Raw genomic sequence first — 18638 nt, 5'->3', positions numbered from 1 at the left:
TCACCGCGCAGGCCCCCGCAAGAACGTAAGCATTTCCACGATCGACCGTTCGCACGTCAAATCAGGCGCAATGCTCGCCGCTTCATTGGCGAAGTTTCTTTCGCGTCGAATGTCCTCATCGGTCCAATGAGATATGCGCACGAGTTGCTCATACATCTCCGGATCACGTCGGACGCCGTACTTCGCCCATATCGCGAGGCACCCGGCCTTTTTCGCCATCAAGACATCCTTGGAGATGCTATCGCCGATGTAGGCGATCGACGAAATTTCGATGCGTTCGGCCCTTGCTATATCGAGGAGCACGCGAGGATCGGGCTTTGTTTCATCTGCCGGAAGCTCGATCGTTATTGCATGCAGTCGGTCCGCGGGCTCTGCGACAAAGGGCTGATCCGAGAAAACGCTCTTGCTTTTTGCACGGCAGAATATGTGCCTGAACGCATTCACTAGCTCGAGTTGACGAATGCGACGCAAGGTGGCGAAGTAGCTGCTATCGGTAAACGCCACCAGCTTGATATTTCGGTTCTCTAGCTCATTGAGCGTTTCTCGCACGCCCGGGAATAGCCTCAGATTGTCTTTTCTGGCTTTGTTGAACGCATAGAAGGCGGGATCAAGCACTTCGCGCGCATTTTTGCCGAGACGTTGTTGAACGATTGGCGTCTCGAGCAAACTATATGGATGCTCTACATCGTGGTGCCTGACATGGACGGATCGGAGTTGGTCCAATAGCGGTTCGCGATCACAGCGTAGGATCGAGGTCGCCGCGTCGACCATTGAATAGAAGGCGGGCACAAAAGACGCATACCAATCATACAAGGTGTTATCGAGGTCAAATACCGCGAGTTCGACGTTCTTCATTCATAGCGCTTTCAGAAAATTGCTCGCCAAGAAGATTGCCACGCCAACCAATGCCAAAAAGCCTAAAATAATGTTGTAGAACCCCGCCAACTTCTCGCCCGCATTCTTTCGGTTGTCGCCTGAGTAAAAATAGCTACCGTCCTCACCTGCGGACGTCCGAGCGTCGCTGTTGCGGCTGAAATGGGAAATTGATTGCGTCATGCCCTTCCGCAGGCCCACGAGTGGTCGGATATGCTTCTCCTCCAGGTCCTCACCAAACGTAACGGCGCCACGAAGCATCTGGTGGTAAACCCCCAAATCAAGTTTTCTAACCGCAATAACTGCCGCTATGGCGGCTAAAATGATGGCAAGCGAAACGTGCAGAACTATCGAGTGTCCAAAGAAGTCGAGGGAGTATGCATAGACTGGGCTGATGGAACTGCTTGCGCTGCCTACGCCCACCCCTCCGGGCGTTCGGATGAAGAGATAAAGAGCGGCACCCAAGCTCGCTGCCACAAACGTCAGGCCCAATTGCCGGGACTTTACGCACATGTCATTGAAGTGCTTCTGAGTGTCCACGGCCTGCTTCCAGACCTCGACCATAAGCTTTTTATGATCGGTCCCATCATCGTCACGTGATTTCCGGGGCGCAGCCGATAGCTGCTCCTCGGGATCGTCAGATAATATTTCGGACATAGCATCCCCCGCCTAACGCGCCTGACAAGCGCCCTAAACCATCTTAGGCGACATGATATCGCTGCGCTAGATACCTTCCTCTGCTAAACCACACGTAGTGCGTTAAACTAGGACAAATTCTGCCGGTTGCACCGTAGCTCTGGCTTCCCCGTTGACCTGCATTCAGTGTTGAAGAACTGAGGCGCCCCCAATGAACTCCAGCAAAGCTCAAGAGTTGTTCCAGCGCTACGCACCATGCATGGCCTATGTCGCAGTCATCGACGGTGAAGGCAGTGAGCGTATTGGTAGCGCATTTCACGTTGGGGAGGGCATTTTCGTAACCGCCCGTCATGTTGTCGAAGATGCAACGATTGCCGAGGTCAAACCGACGCACGCGCTTCGCCTCCCGCTACAGGAGGCTATTCCAGACTATACTGATGATGCGATCAAAGACATTACGAATACAATTCGACAGGCTCCGGCATGGCCTGTATTTCAGAAATCACTATCGATAAGCAGAGGTCCATTCTTTCATTCTGACGCAGCGATAGACGTTGCAGTATTTGCGACAGAAGGGCTCCATCCATCGACACCGTGTGTACCCCTAGGGACCCATCTCGACGACTGGATCATTCGCAAATCGTTCGTTCTGTCAGAAGGTCTGGTCCTCGGATATCCTCCCATCCCTCTTACCCGGGAAGCCCACCTAGTGGCATCTCGGGCCGAAATAAATGCAGTCGTAACACTAACCCTGTCCTCCAAAGTTCAATTTGTTGTTTCGGCCACGCCCCGAGGCGGCTTTAGTGGCGGCTTGGCCTTATCAGAATACGATTTCGCTCTTGGTGTGATCAGCTCTAGTCTCACAAAGAACCATGAGGCGGCCGAACTGGGCTTCATGTCGGTGATTTCTGTGGAGGCGATCTATGAATGTCTCGCGGAACACAAGCTTCTTCCCGAGATCCAAAAAGAGGGATGGAATGACTTCTGGAACACCGACAATTGGAACTATGTAGTTGAAATCGGACACGGGATGACCGAGCTAGTGGCCAACGTGAGCCTCCATGACGACGGAAAACGAAGTGTACGTCGGGCTTTACTGCCGCGAACTCATTGCGATGAACGAAGGTCTCCAAGCTATCGCGCGATCCAGTCATAGCAAGCAAAGGGAAGTGGAGAAGACTGGCGAAATGCACGCTCGGATCACATTTGAGGCTGATCACGATGGAGCACGGGCAATAGCACGCGAAGCTGTAGCCGCAGCTTGCGCAGCAATGTTGGCCCTCGGGTACCAACCCGGCGCGCTACATGCAACGCCGGAGCCGAGTTAAGCAGCAGCCTTATCCTCCTTTTCAGCGCCGCGCATCACGACCTTGAGCGCATCATCCGGCAACGGCCGCTGCAACGCCTTAGCCTCATCCCAGGGCGCGCGCATCCAGACGTCGCGTTCCTCATCGGTCGTTAGGATCACCGGCATCGCCTTCGGATGGATCGGCTCGACCACCGCGTTCGGCACGGTGGTTAGGAAGCCGTAGACCAGATGCGGACCGGGGATCGGCTTGGACTTCGTCCCGCGATCACCGCTGAACGTCGCCCAGATGCCTGCGAAGGCGAACAGCGGTCGATCCTCATTGAGCGCAAACCAGACAACGTCCTTTTTCTTGGTCTCAGGGTTCGGCTCCGGCGCGTACTCGGCGAAGCTATTGGCCGGGACAAGGCATCGGTTCTCCGGCTTGAGCCAGCCACGCCAGTGCGGCGATGACGTGTTGCGGATGTTGGTGACCGGCGGTCCGCCTGTGCGTGGCGGCGGCGGCATGCCCCAGCGCATCATCGTCATCTCGGTCCCTGTGTCGGTGTTGCGGATAACCGGCGCGGGATAGTCCGGAAACACGCCGGGCATGGGTGCCAGGTTGCCGATGAAGCGGTTGACCACGCGAAATAGCGCGATGATGGCTGCTTGGTTGGTGGTGATCGCGTAGAGATTACACATGAGAACCGGGCACAGGCCGCTATTCTTCGGTGGACTTCTTGGCGTTTAGCGCAGCACGTACCTTTTCAAAATTTCGCAAGATGTTCTGGCCACTGCCAAGCGCCTCCTCCGCCAATGCAATGGCTTCATCGACGCGATTAAGTGTTAAACGCTCTACAGTGTAATCGTCTTTGGTTCTAATCTGCATGCTCTTCAGCAGCTTAGTCGCGGCGGCAGCCGCGAACTCAAATCCATCACCCTTTTTGCTAGGTATCAATGGCGTGTGACATACAGCATTTCTAACCTTCGCAACCCGTTCTAGCCGGTCTGCATGCGTTTTGACGGCCTTCTTCCAGTCATGCTGTCTGATATGAGACGCGCGGCTCTTCAACATTTCGATCTTTTGTCGAGGGTCTAGCGTCGCGACCACTGCTTCCAGCATTGTCGACGGCGAGAGGTGCATCACCTCAACGATGATATGGTTTAGTTGGTGATCGAGGGCGGTATAAAGCAAAACCAATTCGCCAACTTTTGCGTACGCTTCCTTCCATTGCTCTTTCGTGGGCATTTTTACCGTTCCCCCGGCCACCACGTCGATGGTGGATCGCTCGCTGAAATCTTGGTGGACCGCAGCGCGACCAGATGGCTTCGCTTGTACGGATAGCCGCGAACCTCCGAGCAGTCCTTGCACCGCATGTAGCGCTCCAGCTCATGAACCGGAGTTGTCTTCGGCCGCCGCACGATGTCCAGGGCGATGGTCTGATTGGTGTCGCAACCGAGGCATCGGACTTCGAGGTAGAGGTAACCCGCATTAAGGGCATCGCCCAGCGTCGGCGATGGCTGCGCCGGACCCTGAAAGGCCAACATGCGCTTATTCCACGCCTCGCAGGCGAGCCGGTCGGCTTGCTTGCGTGCTTCCGTCGCCCGCTCCGCCGCCGCTCGGACCGATGCGCCGTAAATGGTCTCGCGTGATTTGGTGCCCATGCCAATAGGGAGGATTGCCGGGCCGCGCGGGGCAGGCAAGCCGCTACAGATTGCGGTGGACCACGTGCCGGGCACAACGGAGGCCACCTAACGTCCCTAGGAGGCTCTAGCGCGCGGCCATGAGACCAGCGCGGCTAGTCGTTCGAGCATCGCGCGCACACCGGGGAGCCCCCTATCTGAAAAGGATTGGGGTCGGCCCGGAAGGCCCGCTGCTGGGCCTGCGAGAGCCGCAGGTGCGTAGTCCGGTAGGGCAGGAACGGCGCACCTTCACCTCGTCGTCCGACAGCATCTCGCGCATGCTTAGCAAATTCATGCTTGCCAAAATAGTGTGGTAAGCATATGTCTTGCGAATATGCCAAGCACAGGAGATGACGCATGAGCAAGGAAAGCGCGGGCCGCAAAGGCGGCAACCGCCGCGCCGAAATACTTCCGCCGTCCCGGCGATCGCAGATCGCGCGAGAGGCCGCCCTGCAACGATGGGCTGACGAAGGCAAAGTGGTGCCCCTGTTCGCGAAGTACGGAGCCGTCGACCGGCCCTTGCGCATCGGTGAAATCGAAATTCCCTGCTACGTGCTGGCCGATGGGACGCGGGTTCTGGCGCAGCGCGGATTGCAGGCGGGCATCGGGCTGTCACAAGGCGGCGGCAAGACCGGCTCGCGTCGGATTGTTGAGCTGATGTCAGAGCTCGCAGACAAGGGGGTCGACGTGAGGGGCCTGATCGCGCGAGCCAACTCGCCAATCAGGTTCATTCCTCCGCACGGCGGCAATCCGGCTGATGGCTATGACGCCACCATCCTGCCCGACATCTGCGCCGTGCTGATCGACGCCCAGCAGAAGGGGCTGCTCGGTAAAGGCAAGCACCGGGAACACCTTGCGGCGCGGGCGGCGCAGTTGCAGCACGGCTTTGCCACGGTTGGCATCATCGCGCTGGTGGACGAGGCGACGGGCTATCAGGATTTTCGGCAGCGGGATGCGCTAGCCAAGATTTTGGAGAAGTTCGTAGCGAAGGAGCTTCGTCCGTGGGTGAAGACGTTCCCGTCAGAGTTCTACAAACAGATTTATCGGCTCAATAGCTGGCCGTACAACGAAGGCTCGGGCAGGCCCGGTGTCATCGGGCATTGGACGAACAACATCGTCTACAAGCGGCTCGCGCCGGGCGTGCTCGATGAACTCAAGCGTCTGACGCCAAAATATCCGGGCGGCGACAACAAGAACAAACTCTTCCAGCGTTTGACCGATGACTTCGGGCATCCGAAGCTGAAGGAACATCTCGCAGCCGTGCTGATGCTGATGAAATACTCGCCGAACTGGCGCGTCTTCATGGACCGCCTCGATCAAGAGTTTCCGCAGTGGGGCAGCAATATGATGCTGCCATTCCCGGACAACTACGATCCGCCCAGCGAGACCGCCGCGTAGGTCCCTGCGATGGAGCCGGTCGCGTCACAGCGGGTCAATTCCGACGTCACCTGCACGGTCGAGCCATCGCTTGATGGACTGGCGGCTGGTCAGGCCGCCGACCTCGGCGCGGAGCGCTTCAATGTCATCCCCGCGCCAGTCGGCGGCGACCCATTGCCGAAGGTACGCCCGCATTGCGGCGACGTGTTCGGCGGTCATTGGCGCACCGGCAAGATAAGCCTCGACCGCCGGTCGCAAGACGCCGCTTGTCTCGTGCATCCAATAGCCGGGGATCACCACGCAGGGCATCACGCCGCCTTTGTCTTTGCGCCCTTCTTCGTCGCCGCCGTCACGTGGCAGTCCAAGCCGACTTCGTCTTGATCGCAATGGCATCGTCGACGAAGTGCTCCATCGCTTCGATCGCGGTGGCGGGCGGAATGCCCTGGCGGGTCAGGTGGTAGTAGAGATCAAGCAGCCAGCCGTCGTGGAGGCCACGCTCCCGCACCCAGGTGACAATGCGGTCCCTCTCCATCATGCCGCGACCCGGCTGTGCTTGTGGCCGTTGAGCTTCTTCGCCTTCGTCTTCACCTTGTGCGCCGCGCGACCGCGTGGCTTCTTCGGACGTGGCTCGACTGCGTTCAGCTTGGCTTGTCCCTGGTAGACCGACACTTCGCCCAGCCGCACAAGGTAGTCGAGCTTCAGCTTTATCTGCTTTGACGACAGCCCGGTGTCGCGCGGGAGCGCAGAGAGCGAGACCCATCGATCGAGCGACAAATATTCCTTGATCTTGACGCTGCGAGAGCTGACCGGCTCTGGCGGGGGAGGGGGCGGCGCCGCCTGCGTTGCCTGCTCTGCCTGTGCTGCGACCATCTTGCTGGCCAGCTTGAAGGTCCGCACCATCAGCTCGGTGAGGTCCGCCACCTCGCCGCGCAGGGCGGCTATCTGATCGGGGATCGGCACCACGTGCTGCGGCAGGTTCAGCGCCTTGGCCAGCTCGGGGTGTTTCTTTGGCTTCGGCTCTTCGCGCTTCAGCGTCACGTTGTCGGCCCGCAGGAGCCTGCGAACGTCGGCCCGGATGTTCATGCGACCACGCCAGTCGCTTCCGGTCTTTGAGGTGACGACGCACCTAGGTTCTTTTTCCGGCGCTGCGCGCCACGCGATCATGATGTGACCGCCATTGGTGTGCGTTACCTCCGGCCTTATACCGTACTGTTTCAGCTCGGCTGTCGCGATCTCCACCAGCTCCGAGTGGTTGTTCATGCTTGCTCCCTACTGTGTTTCCCAGCCCACAGGTTTCCCGCCCTCGCGTTCGAACATGATCGCCTCGTTGATGGGGATCATCTCGCGCATGGCCTTGACGAATTCCGCGATGCATTCCTCGCGCATCGCCGGGTGATGCCCGGCGAAATACATTGCGACCAGATCGACCAGCACGGCTCCCTGGACCGCCGGACCTCTGCCGTGCAGAAGGCGCTCGATGATTTGGCGCAGCGCGTCGGCGTGCTGCGCTACGTCGATCTCTTTATGCATCGAGGCCATTGCGTTCACTTTCCCCAACGACGCTGTCCAAGATCACGTCGATCATGGCGACGAGCTGGATCAGCCGCGCCTGGGCCGTCTCGGCGTTGGGCTCCCGCTGGTCGATCATGTCGACTAGCGGGCCGCCCATCTCGCTTGAGCGGAAGGGGGTGAGCGCAGCGACCAGGGCGTCATGGTGGTTCACCGCGCACGCGATCTCCGCCGCTACCGTCCTGGCATCGTCGCAGGCGATCGTGATGACGCCGTCATCGCCGATGAGGCTTGCCACCTTGTCTGACGCCGTTCCAAGCTTCAGGCGCTTCATTCGTCCAATCCCAGGTTCAGAAGGTAGTGTGCAAGCTCGTGCGCGGTATTGCCTGATGGGCTGTCTGCCCAGCGCATGAATTTTTCCAGCTCAGCGCGGTTCAAGGTATAGCCACCCCGCTGCGTCGTCAGCATTCCAACGCTCGCAAACGCCTTGATGATCTTGGATGCGGTCTGCCGGGCGATCCCGACCATGTCGCCGAGTCGCGTCGGTGTCGTTTCGATGAACAGCTCCTGGGCGTCGCTTTTGCCGAACATGTCCAGCAGCTCGCGGGCCAGCCTCGTGTGCGCGGGGTTCAGAAGCCGATTGTCGAGAACATCGCGCATCATTCTTGCGCTCCTGGCCAACCCGACCATGAAGATTTTCTGGAGCGGTGTATGCTCCTCCAGCAGCCTTGTGAACGTCTCGCGCGCGAAGGCGTAGAGGTCGCTCTCCGTCAGCGCTGTCGCCGTGTGGGTATAGAACGCTTCATCGTCCAGCGCGCCTTCCGTGAGCCAGTCGTTAGGCCCGCATTGCTGGACCAAGATGACTTTGCCGTGCGGAGAACTCGCGTCGACCCTGATCCGGCCGTGAGTGATCAGGAAAATCTCCTTGATCTCCTGTCCCTTTTCGAACAGCCGGTCGCCCTTCCTGGCGTGCTTCCGTCGCTTGCCCGCCACATGCGATGCCAAAAATTCCCGAAGCCAAGACGTCTCATTGATGGAGAGCGCTTGCATTCCCACGTCCCCTTCATGAGTGAAGGTGATCAATTCTTTTTTGGCCACATCGCGCTGGTAGAGTGATTTGGTGACTCATAAGCCAGCGTGCAGATGGCGTCACATAGAAATGGCATGAATTTTTTTTAACGCAAAGAAGAATTTCAAATCTGCGTCATTGCACCAAGGTACATGTCACAAGTGACATTGTGAGAAGTGACAGTGTCAGAAATGACAGTGTTTTAAGGGTTAGATCATGCGCTGCCGAGTCGCGATCGCCACCGTCTGCGAGAGAGTCGTCGCCCCGAGTTTACGTTTGCAGTTGTTGAGATGCTCGCGCACCGTGCGTTCGCTCAGGTTGACGGCGTCAGCGATCTGTTCGGCTGTTGCTCCGTCTGCGTGCCGCGTCAGCATCTCGTGCTCGCGCGCGGTGAGGGAAACGAGAGCTGATGTCCCGGCGCCCTTCAACTGCAACACGCTGTCGAACGCATAGAAGGTCATCATGTGCAGCGGTGGCATTGCGAGTTTCGGCACGTCAAGCGTCGCGCCACCGATCCAGGCCTGACCCATCCGGCCTGCTGACGTTATGAACGGGAACACCATGCCATCGGTAAGCCCGAAGTCGCGGCAGACGTTGACGGCCTCCTGGGCTAGTGGCTCGGCTTCGGGATCGAAAGGAGCTTCCTTGAACCATCGAAACGGAAGCGCCGTTCTCAGGGCATGGCGCAGGCCCGGATCGTGATGCACGAGGTCACGCTCGTTGTAGGTGTCGAGCAGGCCCGCCGGAACGCGGCTGGCCAAGGTGACATCGGAGAGGGTCTCGACCGGGACGGCAATGAAGCTGAACATATAGTTTTCGATGCCGTGGTAGCGCAGCGCCGCGCCGAATTGGTCCATGACTGCGTCGGCAGACGTCAGGGTCTCGACCTTCTCGACAAACTCTAGCGCGGTGCGCTGCATGTTTTCCTCTCCTGCGGAGCGCGGGTGTATTTGGCATACAAGCGACGAAATTATGACAGGTAGAGGCTTGACGATTATGCCCGTGGCGCGACTATTGAGCCACACTAGGTCGTTATGCCCTAGTCCGACTGTCCAAGAAGGAAAGGAACCAATGCCCACAAGCAAAGCGGTCACCCCGGTTGATGCCTACATCGGCGAGAAAATCCGTGGGTTCCGCAACGCGCGCGACATCTCGCAGGAGGAGCTTGGCCGTATGCTTGGCCTCTCGTTCCAGCAAATCCAAAAATACGAGAAGGGACACAACCGCATTACCAGCTCGCGGTTGCAGGAGATTGCGAGAATTCTTGAATGCGAAGTTGCCGATCTGCTGCCCGCGCAGCGAGGCAAGAGGTCGCAGAAGCTTTCTAATTTGGATCGCATTGCCGCGACCAGGGACGGCATGAAGCTGATTGATAGCTTCGTCGGCATCAAGAACGAAGTGATGCGTGCCGCCGTGGTTGAACTAGCCCGGCGCTTTTCCGGTCACTAGTCCTTCTTTGGCGTGGACAGGAGGCAGCGCTCCGCGAGCTGCGACAGCAGCACGTCCTTGCGCTGCACCGCCTGCGACACCTCTCGAAGCATGAAGCCCACACCGATAAGAAACAGCACGTTGACCACGACGAGCGCGAGCGCGAGCGGCTGACCGCGCAGCGCAGCAACTGCCTCGCTCGCCACCTTGCCGCCTTGCTCCAGGGTGCCCATGTCAAACCGCCGCGAATGCCAGCGAGCGCGCCGTCCAGATCGAGGCCAGCGCAAACTCGATGTCGCCATCGGGCACGTTTGAGCCCAGAGCGGCAGGGTCGCTCTCGATGGCTGCCGCGATGGTGGGGTTCGATGAGATGACATGCGCGGCAACGAGCTGCGGCTGTTCATCACCCCTGATCACGCGGCCCGCATAGTCGATCCGAGCCTCATGGTCAGCAGTCGCCAGGTCTTCGCTGGCGACGTTCTGCGCGGTCTTGAACATCAGCATCATGACGCGCCCGGCGAACTCCTCGTTCGATGCTGTGGCGATCAGGTCTTTGGCGGACATCTCAGACTCCAAGGATTTGGCGGATGGTCTTTCCTTCGTAGCTGTCGAGCGATGGGTTGACCGCCGACGGCTTCGGGTGGATCGGCACGGCGTTATCGATGTAGCTCTGGTAGGGCGCGAAGTCGGTGATCCGCTCGTTGGGCTCAACGTGGTTGACGTGCTCGATCTCGCCTTGCTCGCCATACCACTGCACGCCGCTGACGTTGCTGGCGAGCAGTTCCGAGCAATCCGACCGGCACACCTCGCCGTCGATTACCACGACGTTGTCAGCGACGCTGATCGACACCCTCATCTGTCAGTCTCCTCTGGGCTTGCTTGGCCGCCGCGCCGACCGCCTCGATGACGCCAGCAACCATGCCGTTGCGGAACGTCTCCATCGCCGCGCCGGTCTGCCGCTGCATCTGGGCATTCTCGATCAGCAGCATCGGCAACAATGCCACCGCGCACCGCCAGTCATCGATCGTCTCCTCGCTCTGCGGGTTCTTGCCGACCACCCGGCACCACCATGGACACTTGTGGCAGACCTCGCTCATGTCCTGCTTGTGCAGAGGACAGATCGAACCTTCATCGGCGTGCGGGATTTTTGGCATCAGTCCTTGCTCGCGAGAATGACGTCGCAATATTGGATACCCATGGTGATTGGGTGATTGTGCGCGCCGCCACTCGTGTTGTTTGAGGAGACGCTGATGCCGTTGCTGTACTGATGGTAGCCGACATCCGTCACGTATCCAGACGGCGCACCCATCGACCAAAGGTTGGACGCGCCACTCGCCATTTGGATCGAAGCGTAGCCTCCAGAGAGACCAGCAAGACGAATGCCGGAATTGGCATGTGGATAGACGACGATGTTGTTGGCGCCGTATGAGCCGATGCCGCCGGGGGTCTCGGCCAGGGTCAGGGTGTGGTTGCCGACCGTGGTCTGCGCCATCACGGTCGAGAACGCATTGGTGCCTCCAGCGACACCACCATTGCCCGAAACGACGCGCAGCGCCTTGTCGTTTTGCGTCGTCAGCTTGGTCCAGCCGGTCGGCGCGGCGGCCTGATAGAACAGCATCACCGTGCCAGCCGGGAAGTCGCTCCCAACTTGCGACCATGCTGCCGATTGCCGCGCGTACTGCTTGCCGTCGGTCGGCGCTTCCGGCACCTGGCCGACTGGTCCTTGGATGCCCTGCGGACCCTGCGGGCCGACGAGAGAGGTTCCAGCGGGCCACGCGCCACCGGCTTTCGGGCCGAACATGAAGTGCGTCGCGGTGTTGATGTAGAAGTTTCCATCGACACCGACTCCAGCGGTTGGATCGGTCGCGCCGTACAGCACGGTGTTGCCGGGAATGCCTTGGACGCCCTGAATGCCCTGAATGCCCTGCGGACCCTGTGGTCCGATCAGCGAGGTGCCCGCAGGCCATGCCCCGGCAGCCTTCGGGCCGAAGATGAAATGCGTGGTGGTGTTGATGTAGAAGTCACCGTTGACGCCGACCGCCGCGGTGGGATCGGCCGGGCCATAGAGCACCGTGTTGCCGGGCTCACCTTGGATGCCCTGGTCACCCTGATCGCCTTTGTCACCCTTGTCGCCCTTCTCACCGGGCTCGCCGCGATCACCCTTGTCGCCCTTGTCGCCCTTGACGCCCTGCGGACCCTGTCCCGGCACGTCGATGACGGTGATGTCATCCGGCTCGGCGATGACCTCGACGGGTGCGGCATCAATCGCGATTTCTACTTCATGGGTCATCGCGTCGGTCCAATGGCGTGCGTCAGAGTGCCGTGCCAGACCTCTTCGAGCATCTCGTCGGGCCGTGTGCGGATCAGGGAATGCACGTACTCGTCGGAGCGGAGGATTTCGAGCTCGGATTGCCGGATCGTGACCTTGAACTCGCCAGTGATGCCCGGCGCGATCTCGATCTTCTCGTTGTCGGTCGAGAGGTCGAGATACACGGTCGGCCGCTCCGCCTTGGTGCGGACCATCATGTGCAGTTTCGAGCCGGTGAGATCAATCGCCGCGCCCTCGATTGTCTTGTAGAGAAACGAGCGCACGAAGTCGCTGTCGCTTCTGGTGATGATGTTGACCACCGTCATCGCAACCCCCATCAGACCTTGATGGTGTCGAACTTCGCGTTGATCTGCCCCCGATGCGTCAGCGCCCCGGAGAAGATCGACGCATTGATGGCGGCCTCGGCATCGAAGCACTTGGCAACGAACTTTGAGACGACGGTCGCCAATTCGATGATCTTGGCGGCATCGAGCAGGACGAACTTGCCGTCCATCGTCTTCCACTGCGTCTTGAATGTCGGGTCGTTCAACGCCACGAGGTGCGCGGCAGCAAGCCGCGTCTGGCTATCCGGGTCGGTCGCGATGTGCAGGCCATGGAAGATGATGCCGGATGTCTCCTTGACCTCGCGGGCGTAGGCCGCGAACGCGAGAAGCTCCGGGCCTGTTTGCGCAAAGCCCAGATTGTATATGTCCATCGCGACCTTCTCGAACTCGTCGGGGATGGTGAACTTCTCGCCATCCCACAACGGCTGGCATCGCGGCTCCCTGGCGAGGAGCCGGGCCGAGAACGTCGAGACCTGTTCTGGTTTCATCCTGAGCGTGAACATCTCACCTGACCCTCGCGACGGACACGTTGGTGGAATATTGGAGGTTGTAGGCGTTGGTGCCGGGGTTGATCTGCTCGGCCGCGACATTCAGGTAGTAGCCGGCCGCCACGTCCACCACGCAGGCGCTCGCGCCGTAGGCTTCCTTGATGTAGATGCCGCCGCCGGTGGATTGCCAGCCGGAGCCGATCTGCACGAAGCCGCCGTTGAGATAGATGTGGCCGCTGCGCAGGCCGGTGTATGGATCGCTGCCGCTTTGGCTGGCGGTGAGCGTGCCGCAGAGGATTTGATAGCGACCGGCCACCTGAAAGTAGCAGTAGCCACCGCTCAGCACGACGTTGCCCGCGCTGCCGCCGCTCATGCCGGTGAACGGCGTCATCTCCTTGGTGTAATAGGGCGCATAGACGACACCGGAGCCGGAGAAGTTTGCCACGTCGGCGAACGGCGCGTTGACCAAATTGTAGACGTTGATCGAGCCGAGCGCCAAATCGCCGTTCAACTGCCACTTGGCGCCGTCGAAGATCAGCTCCGCGACCGCGCCGAGCGGAATATCTCCGGCTTGCAACGCGGTGCCGTCCGGTCTGACGACCGGATAAGTTCCGAACCCGCCCGTGATGGTGAGCTGGGTTGCTCCGGTGTTCCGGTTGGCGGCCTTCACTAGCACCAACAGTCCTGCGGTCGCCGCCGGGATGGCGGGCGAAAACGAGGCGACCATCGCATTCACGGTGCCACTGTCCACCGCGAAGGGGATGTTGATCGTGTAGTAGTTGTTCGTCTCGGCGACGCCCGTGCCCTGGAAGTTGGCGATCTGCCACACCGAACCATCCCAGATCAGTTCGGTGATGATGCCAGCGGGCAGATCGTTGTCGAGGAGCGACGCACCAGATGCGCGCTTGATCAGGTTCACGCCGGTCCCGACGTCCAGCGTCGCCGGTCCCGTGTTCTTGGCGCCGATCTTCTTGATCCGCACGGTGAGACCGGGCGTCAGCACCGTGATCGCGGGCGTGAGCGAAGCGACCATGGCGTTCGCGGTGCCGGTATCGACGGCGTAGATCACCTTGCCGGACTGGACCGCCTTGCTGAGTTGGCGCAGATCGTCGTTGGTCGGGGTCAGCCCGCTCTGGGTGATGAAGCCGACGATCTCGCGCTGCGGAAACTCAATCGATGACGCTGGCGGGATCGAGCCCATGCGGCCGATGCTCGGATCGCCGTTGATGTAGGGCGCGTCGGGATCGGAAATGCCATAGGGCGGATTGTATTCCATCGAACAACCTCTCCGTTAAGGTGTCCCGGCCATCGAACCGTTGTCGGCCAGATTTGAATAGTCGAAGATGATTTCGGTGTGCGCCGGTTTGTAGCGCCGCAGCAGGCACTCCAGATCGGTTGCGAGCCCGATGCGCAGATGCGGATCGACGCCGACCTGTCCCGACGTGACGCGAAACCACGTCAACCGCGCGCCAGCCACATGCACCGTCCAGTAGAACCTGTTCTCTGGAGGGCCGAAGAAGTAGGTCGGCTCACCTGTGTCGAAGTCGCGGTGCGGGCCGACGCGATCGATGCCGACCATGAACGGGCGAAACTCGGTGATATAGATCGTGTAGCCAATCGCGGCGGCTATCGCGATGAAGAACTCCCGCGACTGCGCGCCCAGCATGGTGATGCGCGTCAGCAGCGCCGCGCGCCGGGCGTCCATGCCGACCGGCTCCGCGACGCATTTATCGGGCAGACCGAATGCGCGTTCCCATTCCGGCATCATCTCGATGGTGGTGCGGGGGTCGCTCTCGCGCTCCAAGAGATCGGCGGCGCGGGTATCGACAAACCCGAAGATGCCTGCGAGACCGCGCACCACTTTCATCAGTGCGCACTCGTCCTGGCGCGGCCACGCCTGACCTTGCGGCAGCAACGCGGCCAGGGCGTGCGCGTAGTCGTCGGCGTTGCGCCGAATGTGCCTGTCATACGGCATAGATGATCGTTCCCAAGACGGCCATGTGCCCAGGCGACGGCATGTAATGGTCATCCATCTCAAGGCGGAAACTATCGACGCCAGCGGCGTTCAAGATGGCCTCGCTGACCCAGGCCGTGTAGATCGTCTGTGCCGCTTGCGCGACCCCATCAACCGCGTGCGCGGGCGCGGCTTTGCGCTCCAACATCTCGCGCACCGAGACCTCGATAGCAGCGCGCACGCTTTCCAGATCAGGCGTCAGCGAGTGGATGGTGAAGTCGATCGGCTCGGGTATCGGGGCGACCACGAAGAAATCCTTGACCGCGACAGGACGCTTTGTGTCGAGATAGATCGTCACCGTGATCAGGTCTTCGGCGAGCGGGAAGCCATCCGTCGAGCTGCGCAGTTCGTCCATCATGAAGCGAACCGTCACAGTGCCCATGCCCATCTCCAGGGGCGAGCACCATGCCCGGCTGACGCCCGGCACCGCTCGCGCCCACGCCACATAATCGTTGGCGTCGCCGCCCATCGGCGGCTGCTGGATGCGGAACAGGACGCGCTCGCGCAACTGGTCTTCGGTCTCGATGTCGGTGCCGCCGGTCATGACGATCACGGTGGGCGACCCGGCGACGCCCGGCACAACGTCGATGAACGAGAGCGTCGTGCCATCCTCAAGATTGCCGACCGTCCCTGCGGACATACAGGTCAGCGGGAAAGGCGTCGGCTGCTCGTCTAGCGTCACCTCTTCGGTGGTCTGGTAGGCAACGGTGCTGTAGACCATCCGGGTGCCCTTCGGCATGATGGTGCCGGGCACAGCAGTGACCTCCGCCGTGCCCGAGGCGAACGTCGCCTGCTTGCGCCCCTTCGAGCCATCAGCGTTGGTGAGCCACAACGTGCCGTGACGGTCCAGCCATTCCGTCTCCGACGTATCGGGCAGCAGTTGCTTGGAAAGCCAGTCGATATAGATCAGGGTGAGGTGAGCGAGGCCGGCTTGCGCGTCGGACATGATCCGCATCGCGGAGTTGGGCACGAGCGCGACACCACCGATAGCCGAGAGCACGTAGTCACGGGTTAAGCGGCGAACATCTTTCAGGCTAGGCGTTGCCCATGGCATTAAGCTCCAAGCTCCTCCCAAAGACTGGCGTAGCGCAGATCAACCGGGCGATCGGGACCGCGATAAATTACGACGCTGACATCGATCCTTCCACGGTCGGTTCTTGATGCTCCCGCATCAATTCGCGACGCGATGCGCTGGTCCACGAACGGTCGCGTCGCTTCGCGCGCATAGCTTTCCGCGCGGTAGGTGGTGTCGCCTTCCCATGCTTCCGTTCCGGTGATCTTGGCGCGGCGGAGCAGCCAGAGTTTCGAACCGACCGGCCACCCGTTCCAAATCTCTTCCGCGTCAAGGTCTCCCCACCAGCCGCCGCGATCGGTGCTGTCCGGGTCGGGCAGCACGGCGTCAGGCGGCACCAGCGCATCGGTGCCGAGAGCAATGATGACGGCCGTCTGCAAAGCGAAGCCGTCACCGAGAAAGTGCATCGGCGTCAGCAACCAGTCGAGTTCGACGGCGGTGCCGACGATGGCGATGTCTGTTTGCTGGACGTATCGAACGTCGGGCATGCGTCACCTCACGGGTTCACGTCTTCGGATGTCGGCGGTCCCGGCTGCGGCGCGGTGACGAGCACGGCGCCGCTGCCGCTCGTCTTCGTGGTCATGCCCTTGCCGCCGTTGACGCCGTAGACGGGATGGCTGGCATTGTCGTCGCCCAGGCGCATCTCGCCCGTGAACGACCAGCGCTTGTTGTCCTTGTCGTAGTAGCCGACCACGTCGTCGCCGACCCGGAACTCGATGCGCCCCTTGGTGCAACGGATTTCGGTGTTGATGCCGTCGCCCTTGTGGTGGTTGTACTCCTCCTCCTGATCCTGGCCGCCGCCACTCGCATCCGACGCCACGTTGAGGATGTCCCGCGACTGCCCGCCCGGGCTGCCGCCGCCTTGCTGCCCTTGCTGTTGCGTCTTCGGCTTCGGCTGCTTTTTGTTGTCGATGTGCCGCATGGAGACGTACTCATCCGGGTGCGGTGCGATCATGTAGACGCCGCCGTCCTTGTCGTCCTTGGTGGACGGCTTGATGTAGGTCAGGGACCGGCCATAGTCGGTGTTCGGGCCGTACTGCGCCGACGATCCGGGCGGCATCACGCGCGGCCGATGCCTGCGATCGTCCATCACCACGGCGATAAAGTGCGACATGCCTCCCGCCGACAGCATGATCGCTTCGGCACTCTCGCCGCCTTGATCGTCGTTACCATAGCCGCCGCCCTTGCCCTGTTCGCCGTCGCGCGGCATCACGACGGACGAGAAACCATAGTTCTGCGGAGCCTCGACCTTCTTCCGCTTGTGCGAATGGAAGCTATCGAGGTCGGTCTCCTGCATCATGTGCTTGTCGGTGACGTTGTTGATCGTCGCGCGGAAGACGGTCATGAACGAGCGGAACGAAGTCTCAATCGGGGTGCCGAACCTCATCCGAGTGGTCCTTTCTGTGTGGTGCCGACAATCGGCGTCGTGCCGGTGTCGAAGACTGATTTCTGGTCGGCGCCCTGCGTCTGAACGACCGGCGTGTCGCCGCCGCCCGGCTTCGCGAAGGGGGCGTGCGCCTTCATGTAGAGCGGGTTCACCATCTCCAGCGTCGTCGTGGTGCCCGCGCCGTCGCGCTGGTCATAGGTGATCTTTTTGCAGGTCAGCGGATTGTCGAGGATGAGCATCGGCGATTTGACGTGATAGCTCTCTCTTGCCTTCCACAATGCGCCGTTGCCCTGGACCCACCCCTGCACGGTAATGTTGGCCTGCACCTCGCTGCCCTCGAAGACGCGGCGCGAGGTGTCCGACCGCCACTTCGCTTCCTGCTTATCGACGGACGGGATGTCGATCATGTCGATCCACCAGACCGGCCGTTTGCCCTTGCCCGGTGTCTCGCCGACAACCTTGTTCGCCTTGTCGCCATTGGTGTCGTCGTGGCCCGCGCCCTGGCCGATGGAGAAGTGCCGCTCATAGAAGTGGGTGTCGCGGATCACGCACGAGGCGCGGAGGATGTTCCTGCCCTCGATGAGTTCGCCCGATGGCATTCCCTCGTGATCGCCGATCAGCAGCATGTTGCCGAGTGCATCACTGCCAAGCTTCACGTCACGCATCCGGCACGCGCGCTCGATGAAATTGTAGGTCAGCTCGCCGGGATTGTGCTGCAATTCCTTGAACACCTTCTCCGGTATCTGGCCGATGGTCTTGACGTTGACGCCGTGATAGCCCGCCGCCTTCCGCGCAACCTGCTCCAACGACATGTTGTCGTAGCTGCCGTTGGTGTCGGGCTTGATGGAGGAGATCGCCGTGTTGTAGGTCGTGGACGTGCCGCTGATCAGGATCGAGTGCTCTTTCCCGGCGTAGCCGACTTGCCGCTCCATCACGAAGCCGGTGAGCGCGAGCACGCCGCCCAGCATGATCTCGCACTGGTCGCCAGGAGCAATCTGCATTGCCGCGAAGGTGACCGGCATCTCCGAGAACTCGGTGCATTCGAACGAGAAATATGGATAGGCTTGATCGGTGTCGTCGATGACCGTCACCGCCGTCCAGTCACGGTATGGCGTGCCGTTGACGCGAAGCTCGGCAATCTCGGTCGGGTTCTTCCACACCATGC

28 protein-coding genes are annotated in these 18638 nt (G+C 60.6%); 3 read left to right on the top strand and 25 right to left on the bottom strand.

Going from position 1 to position 18638, the window contains the following annotated elements; all coding sequences use genetic code 11:
* Both ACVWZM_RS04055 and ACVWZM_RS04050 read right to left on the bottom strand, forming a co-directional pair.
* Window positions 1-855 carry an HAD family hydrolase gene (locus ACVWZM_RS04055; protein ID WP_456852045.1) on the bottom strand — a complete coding sequence of 285 codons (855 nt, stop codon included), beginning with the start codon at window positions 853-855 and terminating at the stop codon, window positions 1-3.
* Window positions 856-1530 (bottom strand): hypothetical protein, encoded by a 675-nt coding sequence (locus tag ACVWZM_RS04050; RefSeq protein ID WP_456852043.1) that lies wholly within the window; start codon window positions 1528-1530, stop codon window positions 856-858.
* A 190-nt stretch (window positions 1531-1720) separates the two neighbouring features.
* Here ACVWZM_RS04050 and ACVWZM_RS04045 point away from each other — a divergent pair, with 190 nt between their 5' ends.
* On the top strand, window positions 1721-2665 hold the full coding sequence (locus ACVWZM_RS04045) for a trypsin-like peptidase domain-containing protein (protein ID WP_456852041.1): 945 nt from the start codon (window positions 1721-1723) through the stop codon (window positions 2663-2665).
* A 168-nt stretch (window positions 2666-2833) separates the two neighbouring features.
* Here the strand turns inward: ACVWZM_RS04045 and ACVWZM_RS04040 are convergent, their stop codons facing one another.
* The 3 genes from ACVWZM_RS04040 to ACVWZM_RS04030 are packed head-to-tail and all read right to left on the bottom strand — an operon-like array spanning window position 2834 to window position 4459.
* Window positions 2834-3496, bottom strand: a complete 663-nt coding sequence (locus tag ACVWZM_RS04040; protein ID WP_456852039.1) for an SOS response-associated peptidase — start codon at window positions 3494-3496, stop codon at window positions 2834-2836.
* A 19-nt stretch (window positions 3497-3515) separates the two neighbouring features.
* Window positions 3516-4043 (bottom strand): hypothetical protein, encoded by a 528-nt coding sequence (locus ACVWZM_RS04035; RefSeq protein WP_456852037.1) that lies wholly within the window; start codon window positions 4041-4043, stop codon window positions 3516-3518.
* A gap of 2 nt (window positions 4044-4045) precedes the next feature.
* Window positions 4046-4459, bottom strand: coding sequence for a hypothetical protein (locus ACVWZM_RS04030; RefSeq protein WP_456852035.1), 414 nt, complete (start codon window positions 4457-4459; stop codon window positions 4046-4048).
* A 375-nt stretch (window positions 4460-4834) separates the two neighbouring features.
* On the opposite strand from ACVWZM_RS04030, the gene ACVWZM_RS04025 reads away from it, so the two are divergent.
* Entirely contained in the window at window positions 4835-5875 is a 1041-nt protein-coding gene (locus ACVWZM_RS04025; RefSeq protein WP_456852033.1) for a P63C domain-containing protein, read from the top strand.
* 24 nt (window positions 5876-5899) lie between these two features.
* Here ACVWZM_RS04025 and ACVWZM_RS04020 read toward each other — a convergent pair whose 3' ends face one another.
* From ACVWZM_RS04020 to ACVWZM_RS03990, 7 genes are all read right to left on the bottom strand, one after another.
* Window positions 5900-6154 carry a hypothetical protein gene (locus ACVWZM_RS04020; RefSeq protein ID WP_456852031.1) on the bottom strand — a complete coding sequence of 85 codons (255 nt, stop codon included), beginning with the start codon at window positions 6152-6154 and terminating at the stop codon, window positions 5900-5902.
* Between the two features lie 49 nt (window positions 6155-6203).
* Window positions 6204-6389, bottom strand: coding sequence for a hypothetical protein (locus ACVWZM_RS04015; RefSeq protein WP_456852029.1), 186 nt, complete (start codon window positions 6387-6389; stop codon window positions 6204-6206).
* Window positions 6386-7114, bottom strand: coding sequence for a hypothetical protein (locus ACVWZM_RS04010; RefSeq protein ID WP_456852027.1), 729 nt, complete (start codon window positions 7112-7114; stop codon window positions 6386-6388). The genes ACVWZM_RS04015 and ACVWZM_RS04010 overlap by 4 nt, the downstream gene beginning before the upstream one ends.
* Before the next feature lie 9 nt (window positions 7115-7123).
* A complete protein-coding gene (locus ACVWZM_RS04005; protein ID WP_456852025.1) occupies window positions 7124-7393 on the bottom strand; it encodes a hypothetical protein in 270 nt (89 codons plus the stop codon).
* Window positions 7377-7697 carry a hypothetical protein gene (locus tag ACVWZM_RS04000; protein ID WP_456852023.1) on the bottom strand — a complete coding sequence of 107 codons (321 nt, stop codon included), beginning with the start codon at window positions 7695-7697 and terminating at the stop codon, window positions 7377-7379. Before ACVWZM_RS04000 ends, ACVWZM_RS04005 begins: the two co-directional genes overlap by 17 nt.
* Window positions 7694-8461 carry a Crp/Fnr family transcriptional regulator gene (locus ACVWZM_RS03995; RefSeq protein WP_456852021.1) on the bottom strand — a complete coding sequence of 256 codons (768 nt, stop codon included), beginning with the start codon at window positions 8459-8461 and terminating at the stop codon, window positions 7694-7696. The genes ACVWZM_RS04000 and ACVWZM_RS03995 overlap by 4 nt, the downstream gene beginning before the upstream one ends.
* 180 nt (window positions 8462-8641) lie before the next feature.
* Window positions 8642-9352: a LuxR family transcriptional regulator gene (locus ACVWZM_RS03990; RefSeq protein ID WP_456852019.1), complete on the bottom strand. Its 711-nt coding sequence runs from the start codon at window positions 9350-9352 to the stop codon at window positions 8642-8644.
* A gap of 151 nt (window positions 9353-9503) precedes the next feature.
* Here ACVWZM_RS03990 and ACVWZM_RS03985 point away from each other — a divergent pair, with 151 nt between their 5' ends.
* Window positions 9504-9881 carry a helix-turn-helix domain-containing protein gene (locus ACVWZM_RS03985; protein WP_456852017.1) on the top strand — a complete coding sequence of 126 codons (378 nt, stop codon included), beginning with the start codon at window positions 9504-9506 and terminating at the stop codon, window positions 9879-9881.
* On the opposite strand, the gene ACVWZM_RS03980 is transcribed toward ACVWZM_RS03985, so the two are convergent.
* Genes ACVWZM_RS03980 through ACVWZM_RS03920 form a run of 13 tightly spaced genes read right to left on the bottom strand, consistent with a single transcriptional unit; the run spans window position 9878 to window position 18636 of the window.
* Window positions 9878-10093, bottom strand: coding sequence for a hypothetical protein (locus ACVWZM_RS03980; protein WP_456852015.1), 216 nt, complete (start codon window positions 10091-10093; stop codon window positions 9878-9880). The two genes, ACVWZM_RS03985 and ACVWZM_RS03980, sit on opposite strands and share 4 nt — an antisense overlap.
* Window position 10094: 1 nt before the next feature.
* Entirely contained in the window at window positions 10095-10424 is a 330-nt protein-coding gene (locus ACVWZM_RS03975; protein WP_456852013.1) for a hypothetical protein, read from the bottom strand.
* Window position 10425: 1 nt separating this feature from the next.
* On the bottom strand, window positions 10426-10716 hold the full coding sequence (locus ACVWZM_RS03970) for a hypothetical protein (RefSeq protein WP_456852011.1): 291 nt from the start codon (window positions 10714-10716) through the stop codon (window positions 10426-10428).
* The gene (locus ACVWZM_RS03965) at window positions 10691-11014 is read right to left on the bottom strand and encodes a hypothetical protein (protein ID WP_456852009.1); all 324 of its coding nucleotides are present in this window, start codon (window positions 11012-11014) and stop codon (window positions 10691-10693) included. The genes ACVWZM_RS03970 and ACVWZM_RS03965 overlap by 26 nt, the downstream gene beginning before the upstream one ends.
* Window positions 11014-12150: a hypothetical protein gene (locus ACVWZM_RS03960; RefSeq protein WP_456852007.1), complete on the bottom strand. Its 1137-nt coding sequence runs from the start codon at window positions 12148-12150 to the stop codon at window positions 11014-11016. Before ACVWZM_RS03960 ends, ACVWZM_RS03965 begins: the two co-directional genes overlap by 1 nt.
* On the bottom strand, window positions 12147-12494 hold the full coding sequence (locus ACVWZM_RS03955; protein WP_456852005.1) for a hypothetical protein: 348 nt from the start codon (window positions 12492-12494) through the stop codon (window positions 12147-12149). Before ACVWZM_RS03955 ends, ACVWZM_RS03960 begins: the two co-directional genes overlap by 4 nt.
* 11 nt (window positions 12495-12505) lie before the next feature.
* The gene (locus tag ACVWZM_RS03950; RefSeq protein WP_456852004.1) at window positions 12506-13015 is read right to left on the bottom strand and encodes a DUF4376 domain-containing protein; all 510 of its coding nucleotides are present in this window, start codon (window positions 13013-13015) and stop codon (window positions 12506-12508) included.
* A gap of 1 nt (window position 13016) precedes the next feature.
* Window positions 13017-14276 (bottom strand): hypothetical protein, encoded by a 1260-nt coding sequence (locus tag ACVWZM_RS03945; RefSeq protein ID WP_456852002.1) that lies wholly within the window; start codon window positions 14274-14276, stop codon window positions 13017-13019.
* Window positions 14277-14291: 15 nt separating this feature from the next.
* Window positions 14292-14975 carry a YmfQ family protein gene (locus tag ACVWZM_RS03940; protein WP_456852000.1) on the bottom strand — a complete coding sequence of 228 codons (684 nt, stop codon included), beginning with the start codon at window positions 14973-14975 and terminating at the stop codon, window positions 14292-14294.
* The gene (locus ACVWZM_RS03935; RefSeq protein WP_456851998.1) at window positions 14965-16068 is read right to left on the bottom strand and encodes a baseplate J/gp47 family protein; all 1104 of its coding nucleotides are present in this window, start codon (window positions 16066-16068) and stop codon (window positions 14965-14967) included. The genes ACVWZM_RS03940 and ACVWZM_RS03935 overlap by 11 nt, the downstream gene beginning before the upstream one ends.
* The gene (locus ACVWZM_RS03930) at window positions 16068-16574 is read right to left on the bottom strand and encodes a phage GP46 family protein (protein ID WP_456851996.1); all 507 of its coding nucleotides are present in this window, start codon (window positions 16572-16574) and stop codon (window positions 16068-16070) included. Before ACVWZM_RS03930 ends, ACVWZM_RS03935 begins: the two co-directional genes overlap by 1 nt.
* A gap of 8 nt (window positions 16575-16582) precedes the next feature.
* On the bottom strand, window positions 16583-17473 hold the full coding sequence (locus tag ACVWZM_RS03925) for a phage baseplate assembly protein domain-containing protein (RefSeq protein WP_456851994.1): 891 nt from the start codon (window positions 17471-17473) through the stop codon (window positions 16583-16585).
* A complete protein-coding gene (locus ACVWZM_RS03920) occupies window positions 17470-18636 on the bottom strand; it encodes a phage baseplate assembly protein (protein WP_456851992.1) in 1167 nt (388 codons plus the stop codon). The genes ACVWZM_RS03925 and ACVWZM_RS03920 overlap by 4 nt, the downstream gene beginning before the upstream one ends.
* Between the last annotated feature and the right edge of the window lie 2 nt (window positions 18637-18638).

It is taken from the genome of Bradyrhizobium sp. USDA 4501 (assembly GCF_054062115.1).
Note: the sequence above shows the minus strand (reverse complement) of the source record. Positions and strands in the feature narration are given on the sequence as shown.

Coding starts and splice junctions, on each gene's coding strand:
- ACVWZM_RS04055 (WP_456852045.1), bottom strand. CDS start 855: ATGAAGAACGTCGAACTCGCGGTATTTGACCTCGATAACACCTTGTAT.
- ACVWZM_RS04050 (WP_456852043.1), bottom strand. CDS start 1,530: ATGTCCGAAATATTATCTGACGATCCCGAGGAGCAGCTATCGGCTGCG.
- ACVWZM_RS04045 (WP_456852041.1), top strand. CDS start 1,721: ATGAACTCCAGCAAAGCTCAAGAGTTGTTCCAGCGCTACGCACCATGC.
- ACVWZM_RS04040 (WP_456852039.1), bottom strand. CDS start 3,496: ATGTGTAATCTCTACGCGATCACCACCAACCAAGCAGCCATCATCGCG.
- ACVWZM_RS04035 (WP_456852037.1), bottom strand. CDS start 4,043: ATGCCCACGAAAGAGCAATGGAAGGAAGCGTACGCAAAAGTTGGCGAA.
- ACVWZM_RS04030 (WP_456852035.1), bottom strand. CDS start 4,459: ATGGGCACCAAATCACGCGAGACCATTTACGGCGCATCGGTCCGAGCG.
- ACVWZM_RS04025 (WP_456852033.1), top strand. CDS start 4,835: ATGAGCAAGGAAAGCGCGGGCCGCAAAGGCGGCAACCGCCGCGCCGAA.
- ACVWZM_RS04015 (WP_456852029.1), bottom strand. CDS start 6,389: ATGATGGAGAGGGACCGCATTGTCACCTGGGTGCGGGAGCGTGGCCTC.
- ACVWZM_RS04010 (WP_456852027.1), bottom strand. CDS start 7,114: ATGAACAACCACTCGGAGCTGGTGGAGATCGCGACAGCCGAGCTGAAA.
- ACVWZM_RS04005 (WP_456852025.1), bottom strand. CDS start 7,393: ATGGCCTCGATGCATAAAGAGATCGACGTAGCGCAGCACGCCGACGCG.
- ACVWZM_RS04000 (WP_456852023.1), bottom strand. CDS start 7,697: ATGAAGCGCCTGAAGCTTGGAACGGCGTCAGACAAGGTGGCAAGCCTC.
- ACVWZM_RS03990 (WP_456852019.1), bottom strand. CDS start 9,352: ATGCAGCGCACCGCGCTAGAGTTTGTCGAGAAGGTCGAGACCCTGACG.
- ACVWZM_RS03985 (WP_456852017.1), top strand. CDS start 9,504: ATGCCCACAAGCAAAGCGGTCACCCCGGTTGATGCCTACATCGGCGAG.
- ACVWZM_RS03980 (WP_456852015.1), bottom strand. CDS start 10,093: ATGGGCACCCTGGAGCAAGGCGGCAAGGTGGCGAGCGAGGCAGTTGCT.
- ACVWZM_RS03975 (WP_456852013.1), bottom strand. CDS start 10,424: ATGTCCGCCAAAGACCTGATCGCCACAGCATCGAACGAGGAGTTCGCC.
- ACVWZM_RS03970 (WP_456852011.1), bottom strand. CDS start 10,716: ATGAGGGTGTCGATCAGCGTCGCTGACAACGTCGTGGTAATCGACGGC.
- ACVWZM_RS03965 (WP_456852009.1), bottom strand. CDS start 11,014: ATGCCAAAAATCCCGCACGCCGATGAAGGTTCGATCTGTCCTCTGCAC.
- ACVWZM_RS03960 (WP_456852007.1), bottom strand. CDS start 12,150: ATGACCCATGAAGTAGAAATCGCGATTGATGCCGCACCCGTCGAGGTC.
- ACVWZM_RS03955 (WP_456852005.1), bottom strand. CDS start 12,494: ATGACGGTGGTCAACATCATCACCAGAAGCGACAGCGACTTCGTGCGC.
- ACVWZM_RS03950 (WP_456852004.1), bottom strand. CDS start 13,015: ATGTTCACGCTCAGGATGAAACCAGAACAGGTCTCGACGTTCTCGGCC.
- ACVWZM_RS03945 (WP_456852002.1), bottom strand. CDS start 14,276: ATGGAATACAATCCGCCCTATGGCATTTCCGATCCCGACGCGCCCTAC.
- ACVWZM_RS03940 (WP_456852000.1), bottom strand. CDS start 14,975: ATGCCGTATGACAGGCACATTCGGCGCAACGCCGACGACTACGCGCAC.
- ACVWZM_RS03935 (WP_456851998.1), bottom strand. CDS start 16,068: ATGCCATGGGCAACGCCTAGCCTGAAAGATGTTCGCCGCTTAACCCGT.
- ACVWZM_RS03930 (WP_456851996.1), bottom strand. CDS start 16,574: ATGCCCGACGTTCGATACGTCCAGCAAACAGACATCGCCATCGTCGGC.
- ACVWZM_RS03925 (WP_456851994.1), bottom strand. CDS start 17,473: ATGAGGTTCGGCACCCCGATTGAGACTTCGTTCCGCTCGTTCATGACC.
- ACVWZM_RS03920 (WP_456851992.1), bottom strand. CDS start 18,636: ATGGTGTGGAAGAACCCGACCGAGATTGCCGAGCTTCGCGTCAACGGC.